We start from the raw sequence: 16,256 nt of genomic DNA, 5'->3' as shown, positions 1-16,256 counted from the left end.
TTTTTTAGCTACTCTTTGACCTAGTGGGTTTAGGATGTATTCTATGGTATTTGTTGGAGTTACTACTTTTGTAAGTGTACCTTGAGAATTATAAGAGTATGTAGTTATACCTTCATTTGTAATCTTTTGGTTTAGTTGTCCGTCTGTGTCGTAAGTATAAGTATTATCTCCGTAAGTATCAATTGCATCTTCTTGATCGTAAGTGGCTTGTGTAGTTACTCCGTTTATTGTTGCACTTATTCTGTTTGAGTTTTTATCGTAAGTGTAGCTTTCAACTATTTGGTTGTTTTTCTCTACAGTTATCAATCTTGAATTTTCATCGTAGGTGTAGTTGTAAGTGTTTATAGTACCACCAACTGTTTCAATTTTTTGGATGATATTTCCCTCTAGGTTACGTTGGAGTGTATAGCTTAATGTGTTGTCACTATGTTGAGTGAGTTCTGCGTAGTTATTGTACTCTTTATCTATACTCAAAGTTCCATCAGTTACATTTGTAACATATCCATTATCTGGATCTCTTGTAAGGGTAAAATCTCCACTTTGAGTGAGTAAACCATCATTATCGTAAGAGTAAGTAGTTGTAACTCCTGCATAGCTTGTACTTGTAACTGCAAAGTCATTGTTGTAAGTGTAGTTGATGCTTTGATCAAGGGTTCCATTTTGGGTAAGGGAGGTTAATAGATCTCCATCATAGCTATACTCTATACTCTCAGATCCCATTGAGATAGAGCTTAATTGATCTGCAAATAGATAGTTATAGTTTATAGTTCCTTCTGGTGTAACAGTTGAACTTAGTCTATCGTTTGTGTAGTTGTTTGTAATGGTAGCTCCACTTGGTCTTGTGATAGATGTCAATTTTCTGTTTTTATTGTAAGTGTATGAGGTTGTATAGTTTGATGGACTTATAAGTGATGTACGTTTATCTACACCGTTGTATGTAAATGTAAAATCTGTTGGGGTTGGTGTGCTAAGGCGTGTCATGTTGCCGTTTGCGTCGTAAGCGTAGAGTTCTGTATTTCCATTTGGATAGGTGATCTTAGTTACTTTATCCATTACATCGTACTCGTAGTTTGTTGTTTCGTTGTTTGGGGTTGTGATAGTGGCTATGTTGCCTCTTTGATCGTAAGTATACGATACTACTCTATCTCCTGTTGTTTCACTTACAACTCTTCCTTTAGTGTCATACTCATACGTTGTTGGTGTGAGTGTTCCACTTTGGATAGATGTCGTTAAACGGTTCTCTTTATTGTAAAGAGTTGTGAGTACTCTTGACTCTGGAGTTGTGAAAGTGATCTCTCCTGTTGTGTAGTCTGTTTTTGATATAGTTGTTTTACCATTGCTTGTGACTTTTTTTGTTTTTACATTTGTTTGGGTTGTGTTGCCATCATACTTAGTTACATACGTTGTAGTTTGAGACAATCCACTTGGTTGCGTTGTTGTGCTTGAAGATAGTATCTTATCTTGTGTGAAACTATCTGCTGTGTAGTTTACAGTTGTAGTTATACCATTGCTTTGTGTAGTTTGTGTTTTTTCATCGGCTGAAGTAGTGATGGTTAATGTATCTCCAGTTGGGAGTGTTCTTGTCGCTATGATCGAACCATCATCTTGTTTTTCATTTACCCCTGATGTTACACTACCCTCTGGTTTTGTCATGGAGTATACAGGTGCTTTTGGAGTACCTGATTTTGCAAACTGCCATGTTCCACCTGCTGCATCTGTCTCTTGTGTGATACGACCATTTTCATCGTAAATGTGAAGGATTTTGTTACCATTTCTGTCTGTCATAGTATCCATCAATGAACCATCAAAGTAAGTAAAGTTATACCCTGAGTTATCTTCATACCATACATCGATTAAGTCACCATTATCATCCACTTGGAGGTAAGCTTTTTGACCATTTGGTGCAGTTATCTCAGTAGGGTAACCGTTTGCATCTCTAGTGATGCTTAAAGTGTTTCCAAATTGGTCTGTTATGGTACTAAGATAACCATTGGAATCATAGGTATACTCTTTTAAAGTTTTTTCTGTTTCAAGATCAAATGTTTTTAAGTGTTTACCAGTAGAGTCATATATCTCTATAGTGTTATCTGGGTTTTTGTAGATGTATTTTGAGGTATCTAAGTTGTATTTTTGATGTATTTTTGATGGTATAAGTTTTCTAATGCGATCGTTAATAGTATCAGCTATAAAAAGTTCTCCTGCTTGATTTATGGCAATTCCTTGAGGAAAAAACAATGATGTATTTGTTGCATCTCCATTATCCCCTGAAAATCCTCGAGCACCATTTCCAGCTACTGTTGTTATGATGCCATTTGTATCTACTTTTCTTATACGATTATTATAAGTATCAGCTATAAAAAGTTCTCCTACTTGATTTATGGCAATTGCTCTAGGTTCTAACAATGATGCATTTGTTGCATCCCCTCCATCTCCTGAAAATCCTCGAGCACCATTTCCAGCTACTGTTGTTATAATCCCATTTGTATCTACTTTTCGTATACGACTATTAGAACTAGCTATAAAAAGTTCTCCTGCTTGATTTATGGCAATTCCATGAGGATAATATAATGATGCATTTGTTGCATCTCCACCATCTCCTGAAAATCCTTGAGTACCATTTCCTGCTACTGTAGTTATAATCCCATTTGTATCTACTTTTCTTATACGATTATTATCAGTATCAGCTATAAAAAGTTCTCCTGCTTGATTTACGGCAATTCCTTGAGGAAAAAACAATGCTGCATTTGTTGCATATCTATAATCACCTGAAAATCCTCGAGCACCATTTCCAGTTACTGTTGAGATAGTGTAAGTAAATTCTTTGTTTTTTAATTTATCTAATTGATAAAAATCATCAGAGAACATCCAACCATTTGCTAAATGACCACTATAACTATTTGTATTCTCTACATTTATAATAACTGTTTTTTTTGTTTGTAAGTCAATAGTAGAACGTCCACGAATAGCTGTTACTGTACTCCCTACTTTTGCCCAAGCTTGGCTAAAAGTAGTGTTAGAAGCATAATAAACAGGTTGATATTGATAAGCTATAGTTATTATAGCCTTCACATCTCCACTCATTTTATGTCCACTAACATCATACCCATCCCACTTAAACTTTAAAGTGTTTAGTTGGTTTAATGAAACCTGTTTTACAAATGTACGCCCACCAACTTTAAGCGTTGCTGTAGCACCTATAGCAGAGCTTGGAGCTGTTGTGGTATCTACAGATGCATCTATAACATATGTGTACCCATCTACGCTTTTAGAAGAGTAGTGCAGTGTTTCATTTGTTCCAGCTATTGGTATATCTTCATGAAAGATTCTTTTTTTCGGTTCTACATATGAGCTAAGTGAAACTTTACACGGATCATCTGGATTATCATCGTCTATATCTGGATCATCTGGCTTATCTGCATCATCAGGTGGACCATACGGCCAGTTATGATCCCAAGGTGTAAAGTGAGTGATCGCAGCTCTCCAGTATGTAAGCCCTGCTTGGTAGTTTGAATTGTCTTGAAGTCCAACTACTTCATCACTGTATAATCCATCTCCATCTAAGTCATTTGGTTGATCATCGCCTGTGCTATCTACGGCATCTACTTTACCATCGCCATCAGTATCAAGTAGTTTTACAACTGCTCCATTTTCTGAGCCTATCCACTTGCCTTTGTTTCTATCGTAGTATCCAACTGGAACTATCTCCCCTACATCAAACCCTAAAAAGTTCTCTACATACATGATAACTGGTGCATTAAAAGTTACATTTTCATCATCACTCACTCCATCTACAGTTAAATCTGAACAGTATGTATAAGCAGATGTAGATGGTAAATCTGATGGCATAGAAGTAGGTGTTTTAAACTCAGTTGCACGGACATCTATACTTTGTAGTTCTCTTGTAGTTCCATCTTTTGCAGTTATGATCGCTTGTGTTACTCCATTAAATACTAATGTAGTACTTCTTGTACCTCTGTCATCTGTTATAGGAGTAGATACATGCAATTGTGGTGTTAAAGACTCTAGGTTTATGGTTGTTACTTTGCTATCTATTGGAAGCATAGTAACTTCTGGAGCGATTCCCCATTCTTGTATGGGAGCCTCAACCTTTCTATCTATAGTTGTGTAACCATCTTTTTGGTAGCGCATAGTAAGTGTAACTCCACCCTTAGTAGCAAATACATAACTACCATTTGCATCTGTTACTTGTGAACCGTACTCTGGATGATTAAGAACGGTTACTTTTACCCCAGCTAACCCTGTGCCATCTTCTACAAGTATCTTTCCTGTGAGCATACAAAAAAGGTCTTCATCATACTTTGTAACTGTTGCATCTTTTGGGATGTATTGTAAGTATTGGCTTCCAAAGTATGTAGCATTGAAGTTTGTTGTATCGATCGGTTCTATCACAGAGATAGTTATGCTATTTGAACTTACTCCTGCATAATTTACACTTAAAGTTGTTGTACCTACATTTAGGGCTTCAAAGATGTTTTCATTCATAATGCCTATAGTTGTATCTGCAACATTATAGTTTACAGTTTGTGTTAAGTCTTTAGTAAAGCCATCTTCGTAAGTTCCACTTACACTAAGTGTTGAAGTATCTCCAATATGTAAAGTTGTTACTTCACTTGAAAGTGTTAAAGAGTTTAAAAGCGGGAGTACTTCTACACTTCTTGTTGCTGTTGCTTCATTTCCTGCACTATCTTTTGCGCTGTATATAACTTGGTATGTACCTGTTGTATTTGTATCTACATTATTTGTGATAGATACAGATAGATTTCCATCAACATCATCTGTTGCAGTTGCACCGTACTCTATGTATGACTGTTTACGATTGAGAGTTATGGTATCACTTCCATTTAAAGTGATAGTTGGTGGGGTTGTATCTTGTATAGCTGAGACACTAAAAGTATAACGGATAGGTTTATGACCTATACCATCTATAGAAACTTCATACTCCCCCTCTTGAAGTTCATGGTGAGGTAAAAAGATCAGAGCATTTTCAGCTCTGGAAAAATAACTTTGCCCTTTTATAGGTTTTATTTTTTTGTGTTTTGCTTTTTTATGATGTTTTTCTACATATTTTAAAACAATATGACTGTGCTTAAGAGTTTTTCTCTCAACTTTCTCATCAAAGATCACTTTTATCTTTGTGTCTGCTGCTACATTTGTAGCATTTGGTAGTGGAGAGAGTGTATAACCTATCTCTTTTTTATGATGAAACTCTTTGTGCTCACTTTTATGCTCTTTTGCGAATGCTAAGCTCCCTAAACTTAGCAATAACAATATAGCCAATATCTTTTTCATTATATCACCTTAATAAACAAAATTAATCGATGATAAAATAAAGTAGATTACAAAATCAGAACATTTTAGTTTTTTACTGTTAATTAAAAAGTTGTGTTACATTTTTTCACATATATGAACTAAAATTGAAAATTATAAAACCAACATCGCATCGCCATAAGAGTAAAAACGATATTTATCTCTAATTGCCTCTTCATAGAGTTCAAGGGTTTTTTCAAGTCCAACAAATGAAGCAACAAGCATGATAAGTGTTGATTTTGGTAAGTGAAAGTTTGTAAGAAGATGATTTACACGCAAAGGCTTGTTATTTGGGTGTAAAAAGAGATTTGCTTCTCCACTTGTTTGATCTTTATGACGAGCATAAAACTCTACAGTTCTTGTTGATGTCGTTCCAACACTTAGTATCTTTTGTTTTGAATCTAAAAGTGCTTTTGCTTTTGGGGAGATTTCATAAAACTCTGAATGCATTGGATGCTCGGTTATTACATCTGTTTCAACAGGTTTAAAAGTACCGCTACCAACATGAAGTGTAACATAGGCATGTTTATAGTTCTCACTTACTCGTTGGTGTTGCTCAGGTGTAAAATGCAGTGATGCAGTTGGTGCTGCGACTGCACCCTCGATTTTAGCAAAAACACTTTGGTACTCTTTTGCATCCTCTTCGTTATCTTCTCTTTGGATATAAGGAGGGAGTGGAATATGCCCAATGGTATCCAGAATAGGTAGCAGTTCTTCAAAACGTAAAAGATGGTTATCTTGAAAAAAGTTGACTACACGAGTGCCATCTTCGTAAAGTTCTTTTACGACTGCTTTTAAATTTTGTTCAAAAAATATCTCTTGATCTATTTTTACACGTCCACGGATATATACATGAACATCATTTGCATTTAAAGCTCTATTTATAAGCAGTTCAATTTTACCACCACTTTGTTTTTGCCCATACAAACGTGCTTTTATAACCTTTGTATCATTAAAAATAAGTGCACAATCTTTTGGAATAAACTTTTCTAAATCATAAAAATATGTATGTGTGATTGTATCTGTAGCTCTATCATATACAAGAAGTTTTGCATGATCTCGAGGAGAGGCAGGGTGCGTAGCTATGAGTTCATCTGGAAGATGAAAATCATAACTTGAGGTCAGGAGTTCCTTAGTTTGCACTAGCTTCCTCTGAGCCCTCTTCATCGTTATCTTCTTCAATCGCTTCAGCAGGATTTACAAGTTTCACTATAAGGATAGAAAATCCATAAAGAATTATAAGTGGACCAGCCATAAGAAGTTGTGTTAATACATCTGGTGGAGTCAGCAATGCTGCCACGATAAAGATGATAACGATGGCATATTTAAAAAATGAGGTCATTGCACGATCATCAACTAAACCTAAAAGTGCTAAAAAGTATGCAAAAACTGGGAGCTCAAAAGCAATACCAAAACCAAAGAGTATCTTTGTAAAAAAGCCTACATAATCTTCTATGTTTATAAGTGGTGTAAATTTAAACGATCCAAAGGTGATTAAAAAGTCAAATCCAAAAGGGGTGACAACATAGTAGGCAAAAAGAACCCCTATACCAAACATCACAGTTCCACCAACAATGAAAGGGATAAGCATTTTTTTCTCATTTGCGTATAAGCCAGGTGCTATAAACATCCAAATTTGTGCTAAAATTACTGGTAATGCCCCTAAAATTGCTGCAAAAAATGAAACTTTTAATGCTACAAAAAAAGCTCCACCGACTTGTTGTGTTGTTATTTTACCCTCTGCTGCATTGAGAGATACTTTTCCAACTTCTGTAAGTGCATCATTCAGTGGTGTCACCATCCAATCTAAAATTGCTTCATGAAAATAAAACATCGCGAAAAACATCACAATTAAACTTGCAACTGAAATAGCAAGTCTTTTTCTAAGCTCTATTAAATGGGGTCTAATCTCTTCAAACATCTATATTTTCTTCTTCTTGAGGTTTTGTTTTTTTCTTTTTCTTTAAAGTCACTTCTTCTGGTTGTGCTGCTGCTTTCTTTGTCTCAGGTTGTTCTTGTGTATCATCTAAAAGGTTGTCAATATGTGCATTTACATTTGTAGCATTTGAAATGCTGTTGGAAGCTTTTTCTAACTCGCGTTTATACGCAAGTGCTTCTTGTTTGATATCAGCTACATGCATCTCTTCTTCGATAGTGTCTTTCATAGTTCCAAGTGTAGTTTTCATACTTCTAAAAGCTTTTGCAATTTGAACCATTGTACTTGGAAGCTTATCTGGTCCTAAAAATAAAATAGCAATAACAGCAATAACAAGAATCTCGGTAAAACCCATTCCAAACATAACGTAAACGCCTTAAGAAAATTTATAATTTTGTGATTTTATCGAAAGATTGGTTAAATAATCTTCAATTATAAAAAATAATAAAAAAATGTGTAGATTTTAAGAGGTTATATAGAGTGTAATCTCATCACTTAAAAGGTAGTCGTGATTATAGTATCGCCCTTGTTGCAAAGTCAGTTTTTTCTCTTGTACAAGTGCATCTGCTTTTATCTTCTCTTCATTATTTAAAATTGTTTGTTCAAAACCTACAATCGATCGAAGACCTAAAAATATTTTTTCAATTTTTATATCATCACTTGAGAGTTTTTCAGTTGTAATCTTTAGAGGGTTTTGTATATATTTTTCTATCTCTGTATGTGGATAGTAGCGCTCGTTTTTTAGTTTGCCAACTGCTCCAGCACCAATGCCAATGTAATCTTTATATTGCCAGTAGCCTAAATTATGGACTGAATTATACAATCCAAAATTACTGATTTCATACTGTTTAAATCCATGTTCTTCGATTTTTTTAAAAAGCCATTTTGTATCTTCTAACTGCTCTTTTGACATTTGTGGTTTTGATGCAAATGCAGTTCCCTCTTCAATAGTAAGAGCATAAAGACTTAGATGATTAATTGGAAGTGAAAATGCGGTTTTTAAATCATTTTGTAAAAGCTCTTGAGTGTCGCCTAAAGTTGCATAAATCAGATCAAGTGAGATATTGTCAAAACCAATTTTATTTGCATTGTGTACAGCTTCAACAGCTTGGTTTGAATTATGAGCACGATTGAGAAGTTTAAGTTTGTTGTTATCAAAGCTTTGAACACCAAAACTTACTCTAGTTACACCTAGATTTTTCATCCCCTCTAGCCACTCATATGTTGCACTATTGGGATTTGCTTCGGTTGTAATTTCTACATTGTCTTGTAAGTAATGGGAGATGATTGTAAAAATGTTTTTATAAAGCGCTGGGGATACTGTAGAAGGTGTCCCACCACCTATAAAAACAGACTCTATACTTTTTTCTTGTACATCAAAATGTTTGAGCTCATAAAGAAGTTGTTGTTCAAGTGCGGACATATACTCACGTTTGAGATGAAATTTATCTACATAAGAGTTAAAAGCACAGTAAGAACATTTTGAATCGCAAAAAGGTATATGGATATAAAGTAACATTTTGGAAGTATAACGAAAAAGGGGGAAGAAGACTTAAAAAGTCTTCTTAAAAAGTTAGATGTTAGTTAGAACCAACATTTTTGGTTTTTTACATAAATTCTATCGAATTCTTCATCAGATTTTATTAGATAAAGGATAAACTCGATAAACGCAATAATACCGATAATCATACTAGGGATACCTAAAAGAATAATCCCTCCAAGAAAAACAACAAGCATGATAATTCCTGCTGTTGTACAACCTAAATAAAACTTATGGATACCAAATCCACCTAAGAAAAATGCTAGAAGTGCTGCAACAATCTTATTTTTTTCACTACTCATAAACTACCCTTTATTTTTGAATTACACTAAAAATTCTATATTTAAAAATATTAAATTACGATTAATATTGATAGCATGTCTGCAATTTTAACAATATAAGTGAAAATCAATTTTTGATTTAAACTATTTTAAATTACTCTTTTTGTATAATCACGATTATTTTATTAGGGTTCATATATGAGTTTAAGAGAGAGTTATCGTCCAAATGTTGCTATGATTATTGTATCGCATGAATATCCAAAGAAAAAGGATATTTTTATAGCACAAAGAAACGATTTAGCTGATATTTGGCAATTTCCCCAAGGTGGAATTGATGAGGGTGAAGAGGTTATCGATGCACTTTTCCGTGAAATGGAAGAGGAGATTGGAACAAATGCAGCCGAAATCATTGCTGAATATCCAGAGTGGATCTCTTATGACTTTCCTCCTAAAATAGCTAAAAGTATGAGGCCGTATAAAGGGCAGACACAAAGATACTTTTTAGTAAAGTTAGACAAAGGTGCAGATATCAATTTAGATACAAAACACCCAGAGTTTTCTGCGTACAAATATGCTTCAGTAGATGAGGTTTTAGAAATTACAGCTCATTTTAAAAAAAATGTATATGAAACTGTAATAAATTATTTTAAAGAAGAGGGACATCTTTAATGTTAATTGTTCAAAAGTTTGGTGGTACGAGTGTAGGCGATCTAGAGCGTATCCAAAATGTTGCGTCTCGTGTAGCAAAAACAAAAGATGCTGGTAATGATGTAGTGGTTGTCGTCTCAGCTATGAGTGGAGAGACAAACAAGTTGGTGGAGTATGCAGAGCATTTTTCAAAAAATCCTGCACGTGCAGAAATGGATATGCTATTGAGTTCTGGTGAGCGTGTAACAGCATCACTTCTTTCAATCGCTTTACAAGAGATGGGGTATGGGGCAACTGCTATGAGTGGTAGAAAAGCTGGAATCGTCACAGATAAAATTCATACAAAAGCACGTATTGAAGATATTGACCCATCTGCTATGCAAGAGTCGCTTAAAGAGGGAAAAATAGTCGTAGTTGCTGGTTTTCAAGGTGTAAACGAACATGGTGATGTAACTACACTTGGTCGTGGTGGAAGTGATTTAAGTGCTGTAGCTATTGCTGGTGCACTTAAAGCTGATCTTTGTGAGATATATACAGATGTAACAGGGATTTTTACAACTGATCCAAGAATCACATCAAAAGCTCGTAAATTAGGAAAAATCTCTTATGATGAGATGTTAGAACTTGCATCATTAGGGGCTAAAGTACTTCAAAACCGTTCAGTTGAGATGGCAAAAAAATTAAACGTAAATCTAGTAACACGCTCTAGTTTTTCAGACGAAGAGGGGACATTAATAACAAAAGAGGAAAACATTATGGAAAAACCATTAGTAAGTGGGATTGCATTAGATAAAAACCAAGCTCGTATATCACTTTTAGGTGTAAAAGACAGACCAGGGATCGCAAGTGAAATTTTCAACAAACTTGCAAGTGCTGAAGTAAACGTTGATATGATCGTACAAAATAAAGCGGCATCAGATACAACTAGCATTGACTTTACAGTTGCAAAGGGTGATCTTCATGATGCAAAAGCTGTAGTTGATGAGTTTGTAAAAAATGGTGAGATTGCAGATGATACTTACAACGAAGCAATCTGTAAAGTTTCCGTTGTTGGTGTTGGAATGAAATCACATGCTGGTGTAGCTGCAAAAGCATTTACTACGATGGCAGAAAATAAAATCAATATTAATATGATCTCAACATCAGAGATTAAAATCTCTATGGTTATAGATGAACAATATGCAGAATTGGCTGTAAGAAGTCTACATGATGCATACGAGTTAGAAAAATAAAGAGAAACGATGTCTGATTTTGCACAGTGGAGTCTTGATGCAATCCGCCAAGAGGGTGGGGCTCTTAGCTGGCTAGAAGAACAACGTTTTGAATGGTCAAAAACTACTGCTTTAGCACTAGAACAGATACTGAGTGGAAAAACTATAGTGCTTATAACAGATAAAAAAAGGAAGTGGTTAGAGCGTTATATTATTGATTCATTAAATAGTATCGGTTTTGAACGCCCACTTATCCCTATAGTGACAATCGATGCAGTATATCCTCACTTTAATAATATAAGTGGTGGTGAGATGATTGATATGGTTGATGACCTTGTCTCATTATCGTATAAAAACGAGCACTTTTACTGGTATATCGGTAAAGGTGATGATAAACGAAGCGATATTGCAAAAAGAAAAGATAATAGCTACTTTTGGATTTTCGATGAAGATTTTAATAATGCTTTTACCCTAAAGTCTTATGACACAATGTTGGATATGAAATTATTACAACTTTATAGACTCTTTGATGCTTCATTAAACGCAGCAATGTTTGGAGAGGTTGATGCAAGTTAATAGTGCGATAAAAGGTCATATAATCATCTCAAAAGAGTTAGAGCGAGAGATAGAAAGACTTGAAGCATTATTAGCTGGATTTAGAGTTGTTAAGTTTGTTGAAGAGACTTTTAAAATTGAACACGCGAAAGAGGTGACTGCACAAGCGTATATAAGTGAGTCCTCTACAAAATATATCATCTTAGCTGCAATAGATTTTACAGACGTAGCACAAAATTCTCTTTTAAAACTTTTAGAAGAACCTCCTACAAATATCGAGTTTATCATTTTAACACCAACAAAATCAACACTTTTACCAACAATTCGTTCACGACTCCCAATCTTAAAAGTAGATACTTCACACGAGATGAAAGAGCTTGATATTTCACTTGCACGGCTTGACTATTCGGCTATATTTGATTTTCTAAAAACATATGCAAGAGTTTCAAAAAATGAGGCGAAACAACTTGTTGAATCACTTTTTTATAAAGCAACAGTGTTAGAAAAGTTGATTCTCTCTGAAAAACAGCTTGAAAATTTCGATATGGCATACCGTTTGTTAGAGTTAAACTCTCGTCCGCAAAGTATATTTGCCCTTGTTCTAATGAGTTTTATACAGGAGCGATAATGCAGATCAAGAAGTTATCCAACGAAATAGATATTCAAAAATACCTTCTTGAACTAGGTGTTGATAGCGGAGGTTTGAAAATACTTTCCTCTAAAGCAAAAACACATCTCTTTTATATTCAAAATTTAAATGTTGGCGGAGCCAATATTTTAAAACAAGATGCACTTTCAATAGGGGCTGATCTTGCAGTTCCACGTGGTACTGTTCTAGCAAAAACTCCTTATGTAGATTGCATTTTAATCGCTACAACAAAACAGTTGCAAACACTCTCTAAAAAAGAGTTGGCACAACCTTTTGGACTTAAAGAATTAGCACTACAACTGCAACAATATCTTGCATTAAAGCCTATAGAAAAAGTTGAGATTATGGGTGTAATCAATGCTAATGATGACAGCTTTTTTAGTGGTTCACGATTTGTAAATGATAGTGCAGTAAAAAAAATCAAAGAGATGATCGAAGATGGTGCAGATATTATCGACCTTGGTGGTGTCTCTTCAAGACCAAATGCAACAGTTGTATCACCACAAGAAGAGATGCAAAGACTCAAACCCATTTTGGATGCAATTAAAGAGCATAAACTCTATGAAAAAGTAAAATTTAGTATAGATTCATACACTCCTGAAGTTGTGAAGTATGCACTTGAATGTGGTTTTACAATTATCAATGATATTACTGGATTTGAAAATGATGAGTTATGTAGCTTGTGTGCCGAGTTTAATGCTACAGCAGTTGTGATGCATATGCAAGGAACTCCACAAACAATGCAACAAAATCCCCATTATGACAATGTAGTTTTGGATATTTATAACTATTTAGAAAAACAAGTACAAAAATTAGAAAGTTTTGGGGTTAGAGATATTATTTTAGATGTTGGAATAGGATTTGGAAAATCGCTAGAAGATAATATAACACTCATTAAACATTTAGAACATTTTAGAGTATTAGGAAAAGAGTTACTTGTTGGTGCTTCAAGAAAATCTATGATTGATAAAATTACTTCATCAAGTATTGAACAACGATTGGCCGGGACATTAACACTTCATTTAGAAGCCATAAAAAATGGTGCATCAATTATTAGGGTACATGATGTCTATGAGCATAAACAAGCTTTAGAAGTGTATATAGCCTTACGAAAAGGATAATAATGAAATTTCCAAATGCTCAAGATATTGCAAGTACAAATGTTGTTTATACTTATATGCAAGATACAATAGAATATGCTATAGAAAAGATGCTTGAGGGTGAGCATCGTGATATTATTGTTATTGACGGTGAGAATTATTATGTCCTTACTGCCATGGAAGTTTTAAAACTGAAAGAGGATCATATAAAACTCTCTGATCAAATTTCACATTTGAATTTAAGAAAAATTCCTGCAGTTGTAAAAGAAACAAATGTTCTAAATCTTTTAAAATATCTTGATGAATTAAGTGAATATATCTGTGTAGTAAATGATGATAAAACAATTTACGGGATTATTACACATACAGATATTACAAGCAATATAGACCCAGAAGTTATTTTAGATAACTACACAATTGAAGATTTTTTAAAATTATCTCGCCGTGTACGATGGATCAACAAAGAGGTCAAAACTTTAGATGTTTTAACACATATGCATACAAGTGGAAATGATAGTGTGATTGTAGTTGAAGATCAAACTCCAATTGGAATATTGACTACTAAAGATGTAGTGCAACTTATCAAGCATCAATCAGACCTTACCTTACCAATCAAAGAGTATATGAACTCTCCTGTTGATGTAGTATACAAAAGAACAAGTGTGAGAGAAGCTTTAGAGTTTGTAAAAAAGAAACATTATAAACGTTTAATTGTAGTGGATGAACACGATAAACTTGTAGGGATTATTTCACAAAAAGAGCTTATTTTACTGACATATAATAGATGGTCACTAGTTATGAAAGAGCACCAAGCAGAACTTCAAGAGATTAATACTCTTTTAATAGAGCAAAATAGAGAGTATGAACTTATGGCATCACTAGATTCTTTAACGGGTTTGTACAATAGACATAAATTTAAACAACTTTATAACTCCTCTTTAGAGACTATGTTACAGCGTTTAGAAGTACTCTCATTAATCATTTTAGATATAGACCATTTTAAAAAAGTAAATGATACATATGGTCATATTGCAGGAGATGAAGTTTTAAAAACTGTTGCACAAATCTTACAAGATGAAACTAGAAGAATAGATATGATCTGTAGATGGGGTGGAGAAGAGTTTGTTGTTTTATTGCCAACGGTCTCTTTGGAACAAGCGGGGCAGATTGCTGAAAAGTTAAGAGTGAAAATTGCACAGACCTCTATAGAACAAGTTGGAGATATTAGTGCTAGTTTTGGTGTTTGTGAAGTAAAAGAGAGAAAAAGATTAGAAGAGGTTATCGCCAAAGCTGATGAACTCCTTTACAAAGCTAAGAAATCAGGTAGAAATCGTGTTGAGCTTTGTGAAGGAAGAGGATACTAAATCATAATACCTTTGATAGCATAAAAGAGAATTGCTGCTACAATAGCTGCTGCTGGAACAGTAATGATCCATGCTGCGATAATTTTCTTGACACTGTCACGTTTTACATACTGAACTTTTTCAATCTGTTTAATGTGTTTTTTTGTAGACTTTAAAAGTTCTTCCTCTTTAGCTATAAGTTTAAAGAGTTCAACTTCCCTCTCGTATTCACTTTTTGATTTATCATCTTTTGCTTCAAGTACTTTGAGTTGTGCTTTGTAAGCATTAAGCGTTGCTTGTTCATCTTCGATGATTTGTAGATCATTTTCCATTTTTTGAGCATCTTTTGAAACAACATGGAGATACTCTCTTAAAAAACCAACTCCAAATACACCACCAATTGCAATATGAGTTGAGCTTACAGGCAGCCCAAGTTGTGAAGCAATAATAACAGTAATAGCAGCAGCCATGGCAATAGAAAAAGCTCTGACTTGATTTAACTCTGTAATCTCAGCTCCAACAGTTTTAATCAGTTTTGGACCATAGAGCATAAGCCCTAAAGCAATACCTAATGCACCAACAGCCATAACCCATAAAGGGATAGAAGCTTTTGAAGAGACACCACCATTTACAACAGCGTCACTAATAGCAGCTAATGGTCCAACAGCGTTAGCAACATCGTTTGCACCGTGAGCAAAACTAAGTAGTGCTGCGGAGAAAATCAGTGGAATTGTAAAAAGTTTATTTACAGAATCAATATCTTCATCTAAATTTTTTGTAGCCATTCTTTTGACCATAAATAGATATACAAGAATTGCAGCAAGAGCACCAAAAATTAAAGCAGTTGTAAACGTTGGTTTATCTGTTATTTCTATAGTGATAAAAGGAAGTTTGTTTAAGAAACTAACAACACTAGGCCAGATATGTTTTAAGCCTTTTAAAGTAAGATAAGTTACAAAAGCCCAAGCCATAATAGCAACATAGATAGGGACATATTTTTTTGCTGATGCAACTTTTTTGCTTTTAAAGATAATCGTTTTTTTGATTGAGTATAAAAATGCTGCTGCTATTAATCCACCAAGTACAGGTGAGATTACCCATGAAGCAGCAATTTTTCCCATAGTTGGCCATGAAACGATGCTAAAACCAGCTGCTGCAATTCCAGCACCCATAACACCACCAACAATAGAATGCGTAGTGGAAACAGGAGCTTTTAATGCTGTTGCAAGGTTAAGCCACAGTGCAGCTGCTAGAAGGGCTGCCATCATTGCCCAGATAAAAGGATCGGCATTCCCACCAAAAGCAGAGATATCAATAATCCCTTTTTTAATAGTTTTGACAACATCACCACCAGCGATAAGTGCACCACTTGCTTCAAATATAGCTGCAATTATAATAGCCATTGTCATTGTCATTGCACGTGAACCAACCGCAGGACCTACGTTATTAGCTACATCGTTAGCACCTATGTTCATAGCCATATAAGCACCAATAAGTGCTGCAATTGCTAGAAACATATTGTTTGGAATACCACCATTTGAGAGAAAACTAAAAGTAAGTACACCAACTATAAAAAAGAGAGAAATTCCTAAACGATTAAAATCCATTCCACTTTTTTTGAGAGCTTTTTTCTCAAGCTTATTGAGTGTTTCTATATCCATGGTA

The 16,256-nt window shown here is 34.5% G+C and carries 13 protein-coding genes; 6 read left to right on the top strand and 7 right to left on the bottom strand.

What is annotated here, in order from left to right:
• The 6 genes from ACQY56_RS03040 to ACQY56_RS03015 all read right to left on the bottom strand — a co-directional run.
• A partial coding sequence (locus ACQY56_RS03040) for an immunoglobulin-like domain-containing protein (RefSeq protein WP_428743716.1) occupies positions 1–5,310 on the bottom strand: 5,310 nt, incomplete at its 3' end.
• Positions 5,311–5,442: 132 nt separating this feature from the next.
• Positions 5,443–6,471 (bottom strand): tRNA preQ1(34) S-adenosylmethionine ribosyltransferase-isomerase QueA, encoded by a 1,029-nt coding sequence (queA, locus tag ACQY56_RS03035; RefSeq protein WP_428737716.1) that lies wholly within the window; start codon positions 6,469–6,471, stop codon positions 5,443–5,445.
• A complete protein-coding gene (tatC, locus tag ACQY56_RS03030) occupies positions 6,461–7,249 on the bottom strand; it encodes a twin-arginine translocase subunit TatC (RefSeq protein WP_428737717.1) in 789 nt (262 codons plus the stop codon). Before tatC ends, queA begins: the two co-directional genes overlap by 11 nt.
• Positions 7,242–7,628 carry a Sec-independent protein translocase protein TatB gene (gene tatB, locus ACQY56_RS03025; protein ID WP_428737718.1) on the bottom strand — a complete coding sequence of 129 codons (387 nt, stop codon included), beginning with the start codon at positions 7,626–7,628 and terminating at the stop codon, positions 7,242–7,244. Before tatB ends, tatC begins: the two co-directional genes overlap by 8 nt.
• 99 nt (positions 7,629–7,727) lie before the next feature.
• Complete coding sequence (gene hemW, locus ACQY56_RS03020; RefSeq protein WP_428737719.1) at positions 7,728–8,783, bottom strand: radical SAM family heme chaperone HemW; 1,056 nt, start codon at positions 8,781–8,783, stop codon at positions 7,728–7,730.
• 65 nt (positions 8,784–8,848) lie between these two features.
• Positions 8,849–9,106 carry a TM2 domain-containing protein gene (locus ACQY56_RS03015; protein ID WP_428737720.1) on the bottom strand — a complete coding sequence of 86 codons (258 nt, stop codon included), beginning with the start codon at positions 9,104–9,106 and terminating at the stop codon, positions 8,849–8,851.
• 177 nt (positions 9,107–9,283) lie between these two features.
• Between ACQY56_RS03015 and ACQY56_RS03010 the strand changes: the two genes are divergently transcribed.
• The 6 genes from ACQY56_RS03010 to ACQY56_RS02985 are packed head-to-tail and all read left to right on the top strand — an operon-like array spanning position 9,284 to position 14,612.
• Positions 9,284–9,754, top strand: coding sequence for an RNA pyrophosphohydrolase (locus ACQY56_RS03010; RefSeq protein ID WP_428737721.1), 471 nt, complete (start codon positions 9,284–9,286; stop codon positions 9,752–9,754).
• Entirely contained in the window at positions 9,754–10,965 is a 1,212-nt protein-coding gene (locus ACQY56_RS03005) for an aspartate kinase (protein ID WP_428737722.1), read from the top strand. Before ACQY56_RS03010 ends, ACQY56_RS03005 begins: the two co-directional genes overlap by 1 nt.
• Positions 10,966–10,974: 9 nt before the next feature.
• Positions 10,975–11,520: a HobA family DNA replication regulator gene (locus ACQY56_RS03000; protein ID WP_428737723.1), complete on the top strand. Its 546-nt coding sequence runs from the start codon at positions 10,975–10,977 to the stop codon at positions 11,518–11,520.
• Positions 11,510–12,127 carry a DNA polymerase III subunit delta' gene (locus ACQY56_RS02995; RefSeq protein ID WP_428737724.1) on the top strand — a complete coding sequence of 206 codons (618 nt, stop codon included), beginning with the start codon at positions 11,510–11,512 and terminating at the stop codon, positions 12,125–12,127. The genes ACQY56_RS03000 and ACQY56_RS02995 overlap by 11 nt, the downstream gene beginning before the upstream one ends.
• The gene (gene folP / locus ACQY56_RS02990) at positions 12,127–13,269 is read left to right on the top strand and encodes a dihydropteroate synthase (protein ID WP_428737725.1); all 1,143 of its coding nucleotides are present in this window, start codon (positions 12,127–12,129) and stop codon (positions 13,267–13,269) included. The genes ACQY56_RS02995 and folP overlap by 1 nt, the downstream gene beginning before the upstream one ends.
• 2 nt (positions 13,270–13,271) lie before the next feature.
• Positions 13,272–14,612 (top strand): diguanylate cyclase, encoded by a 1,341-nt coding sequence (locus tag ACQY56_RS02985; RefSeq protein WP_428737726.1) that lies wholly within the window; start codon positions 13,272–13,274, stop codon positions 14,610–14,612.
• Here ACQY56_RS02985 and ACQY56_RS02980 read toward each other — a convergent pair.
• A complete protein-coding gene (locus ACQY56_RS02980; protein ID WP_428737727.1) occupies positions 14,609–16,252 on the bottom strand; it encodes an inorganic phosphate transporter in 1,644 nt (547 codons plus the stop codon). The genes ACQY56_RS02985 and ACQY56_RS02980 overlap by 4 nt on opposite strands.
• Positions 16,253–16,256 lie beyond the last annotated feature (4 nt).

Source organism: Sulfurimonas sp. (assembly GCF_050296975.1).
In the GTDB taxonomy this organism is placed as follows: domain Bacteria; phylum Campylobacterota; class Campylobacteria; order Campylobacterales; family Sulfurimonadaceae; genus Sulfurimonas.
Note: the sequence above shows the minus strand (reverse complement) of the source record. Positions and strands in the feature narration are given on the sequence as shown.

Bases quoted from the DNA above. Each gene is read 5' to 3' on its own strand.
- ACQY56_RS03015 (WP_428737720.1), bottom strand. From the start codon at position 9,106: ATGAGTAGTGAAAAAAATAAGATTGTTGCAGCACTTCTAGCATTTTTC.
- tatB (WP_428737718.1), bottom strand. From the start codon at position 7,628: ATGTTTGGAATGGGTTTTACCGAGATTCTTGTTATTGCTGTTATTGCT.
- folP (WP_428737725.1), top strand. From the start codon at position 12,127: ATGCAGATCAAGAAGTTATCCAACGAAATAGATATTCAAAAATACCTT.
- tatC (WP_428737717.1), bottom strand. From the start codon at position 7,249: ATGTTTGAAGAGATTAGACCCCATTTAATAGAGCTTAGAAAAAGACTT.
- ACQY56_RS02980 (WP_428737727.1), bottom strand. From the start codon at position 16,252: ATGGATATAGAAACACTCAATAAGCTTGAGAAAAAAGCTCTCAAAAAA.
- ACQY56_RS03010 (WP_428737721.1), top strand. From the start codon at position 9,284: ATGAGTTTAAGAGAGAGTTATCGTCCAAATGTTGCTATGATTATTGTA.
- ACQY56_RS02985 (WP_428737726.1), top strand. From the start codon at position 13,272: ATGAAATTTCCAAATGCTCAAGATATTGCAAGTACAAATGTTGTTTAT.
- hemW (WP_428737719.1), bottom strand. From the start codon at position 8,783: ATGTTACTTTATATCCATATACCTTTTTGCGATTCAAAATGTTCTTAC.
- ACQY56_RS02995 (WP_428737724.1), top strand. From the start codon at position 11,510: ATGCAAGTTAATAGTGCGATAAAAGGTCATATAATCATCTCAAAAGAG.
- ACQY56_RS03000 (WP_428737723.1), top strand. From the start codon at position 10,975: ATGTCTGATTTTGCACAGTGGAGTCTTGATGCAATCCGCCAAGAGGGT.
- ACQY56_RS03005 (WP_428737722.1), top strand. From the start codon at position 9,754: ATGTTAATTGTTCAAAAGTTTGGTGGTACGAGTGTAGGCGATCTAGAG.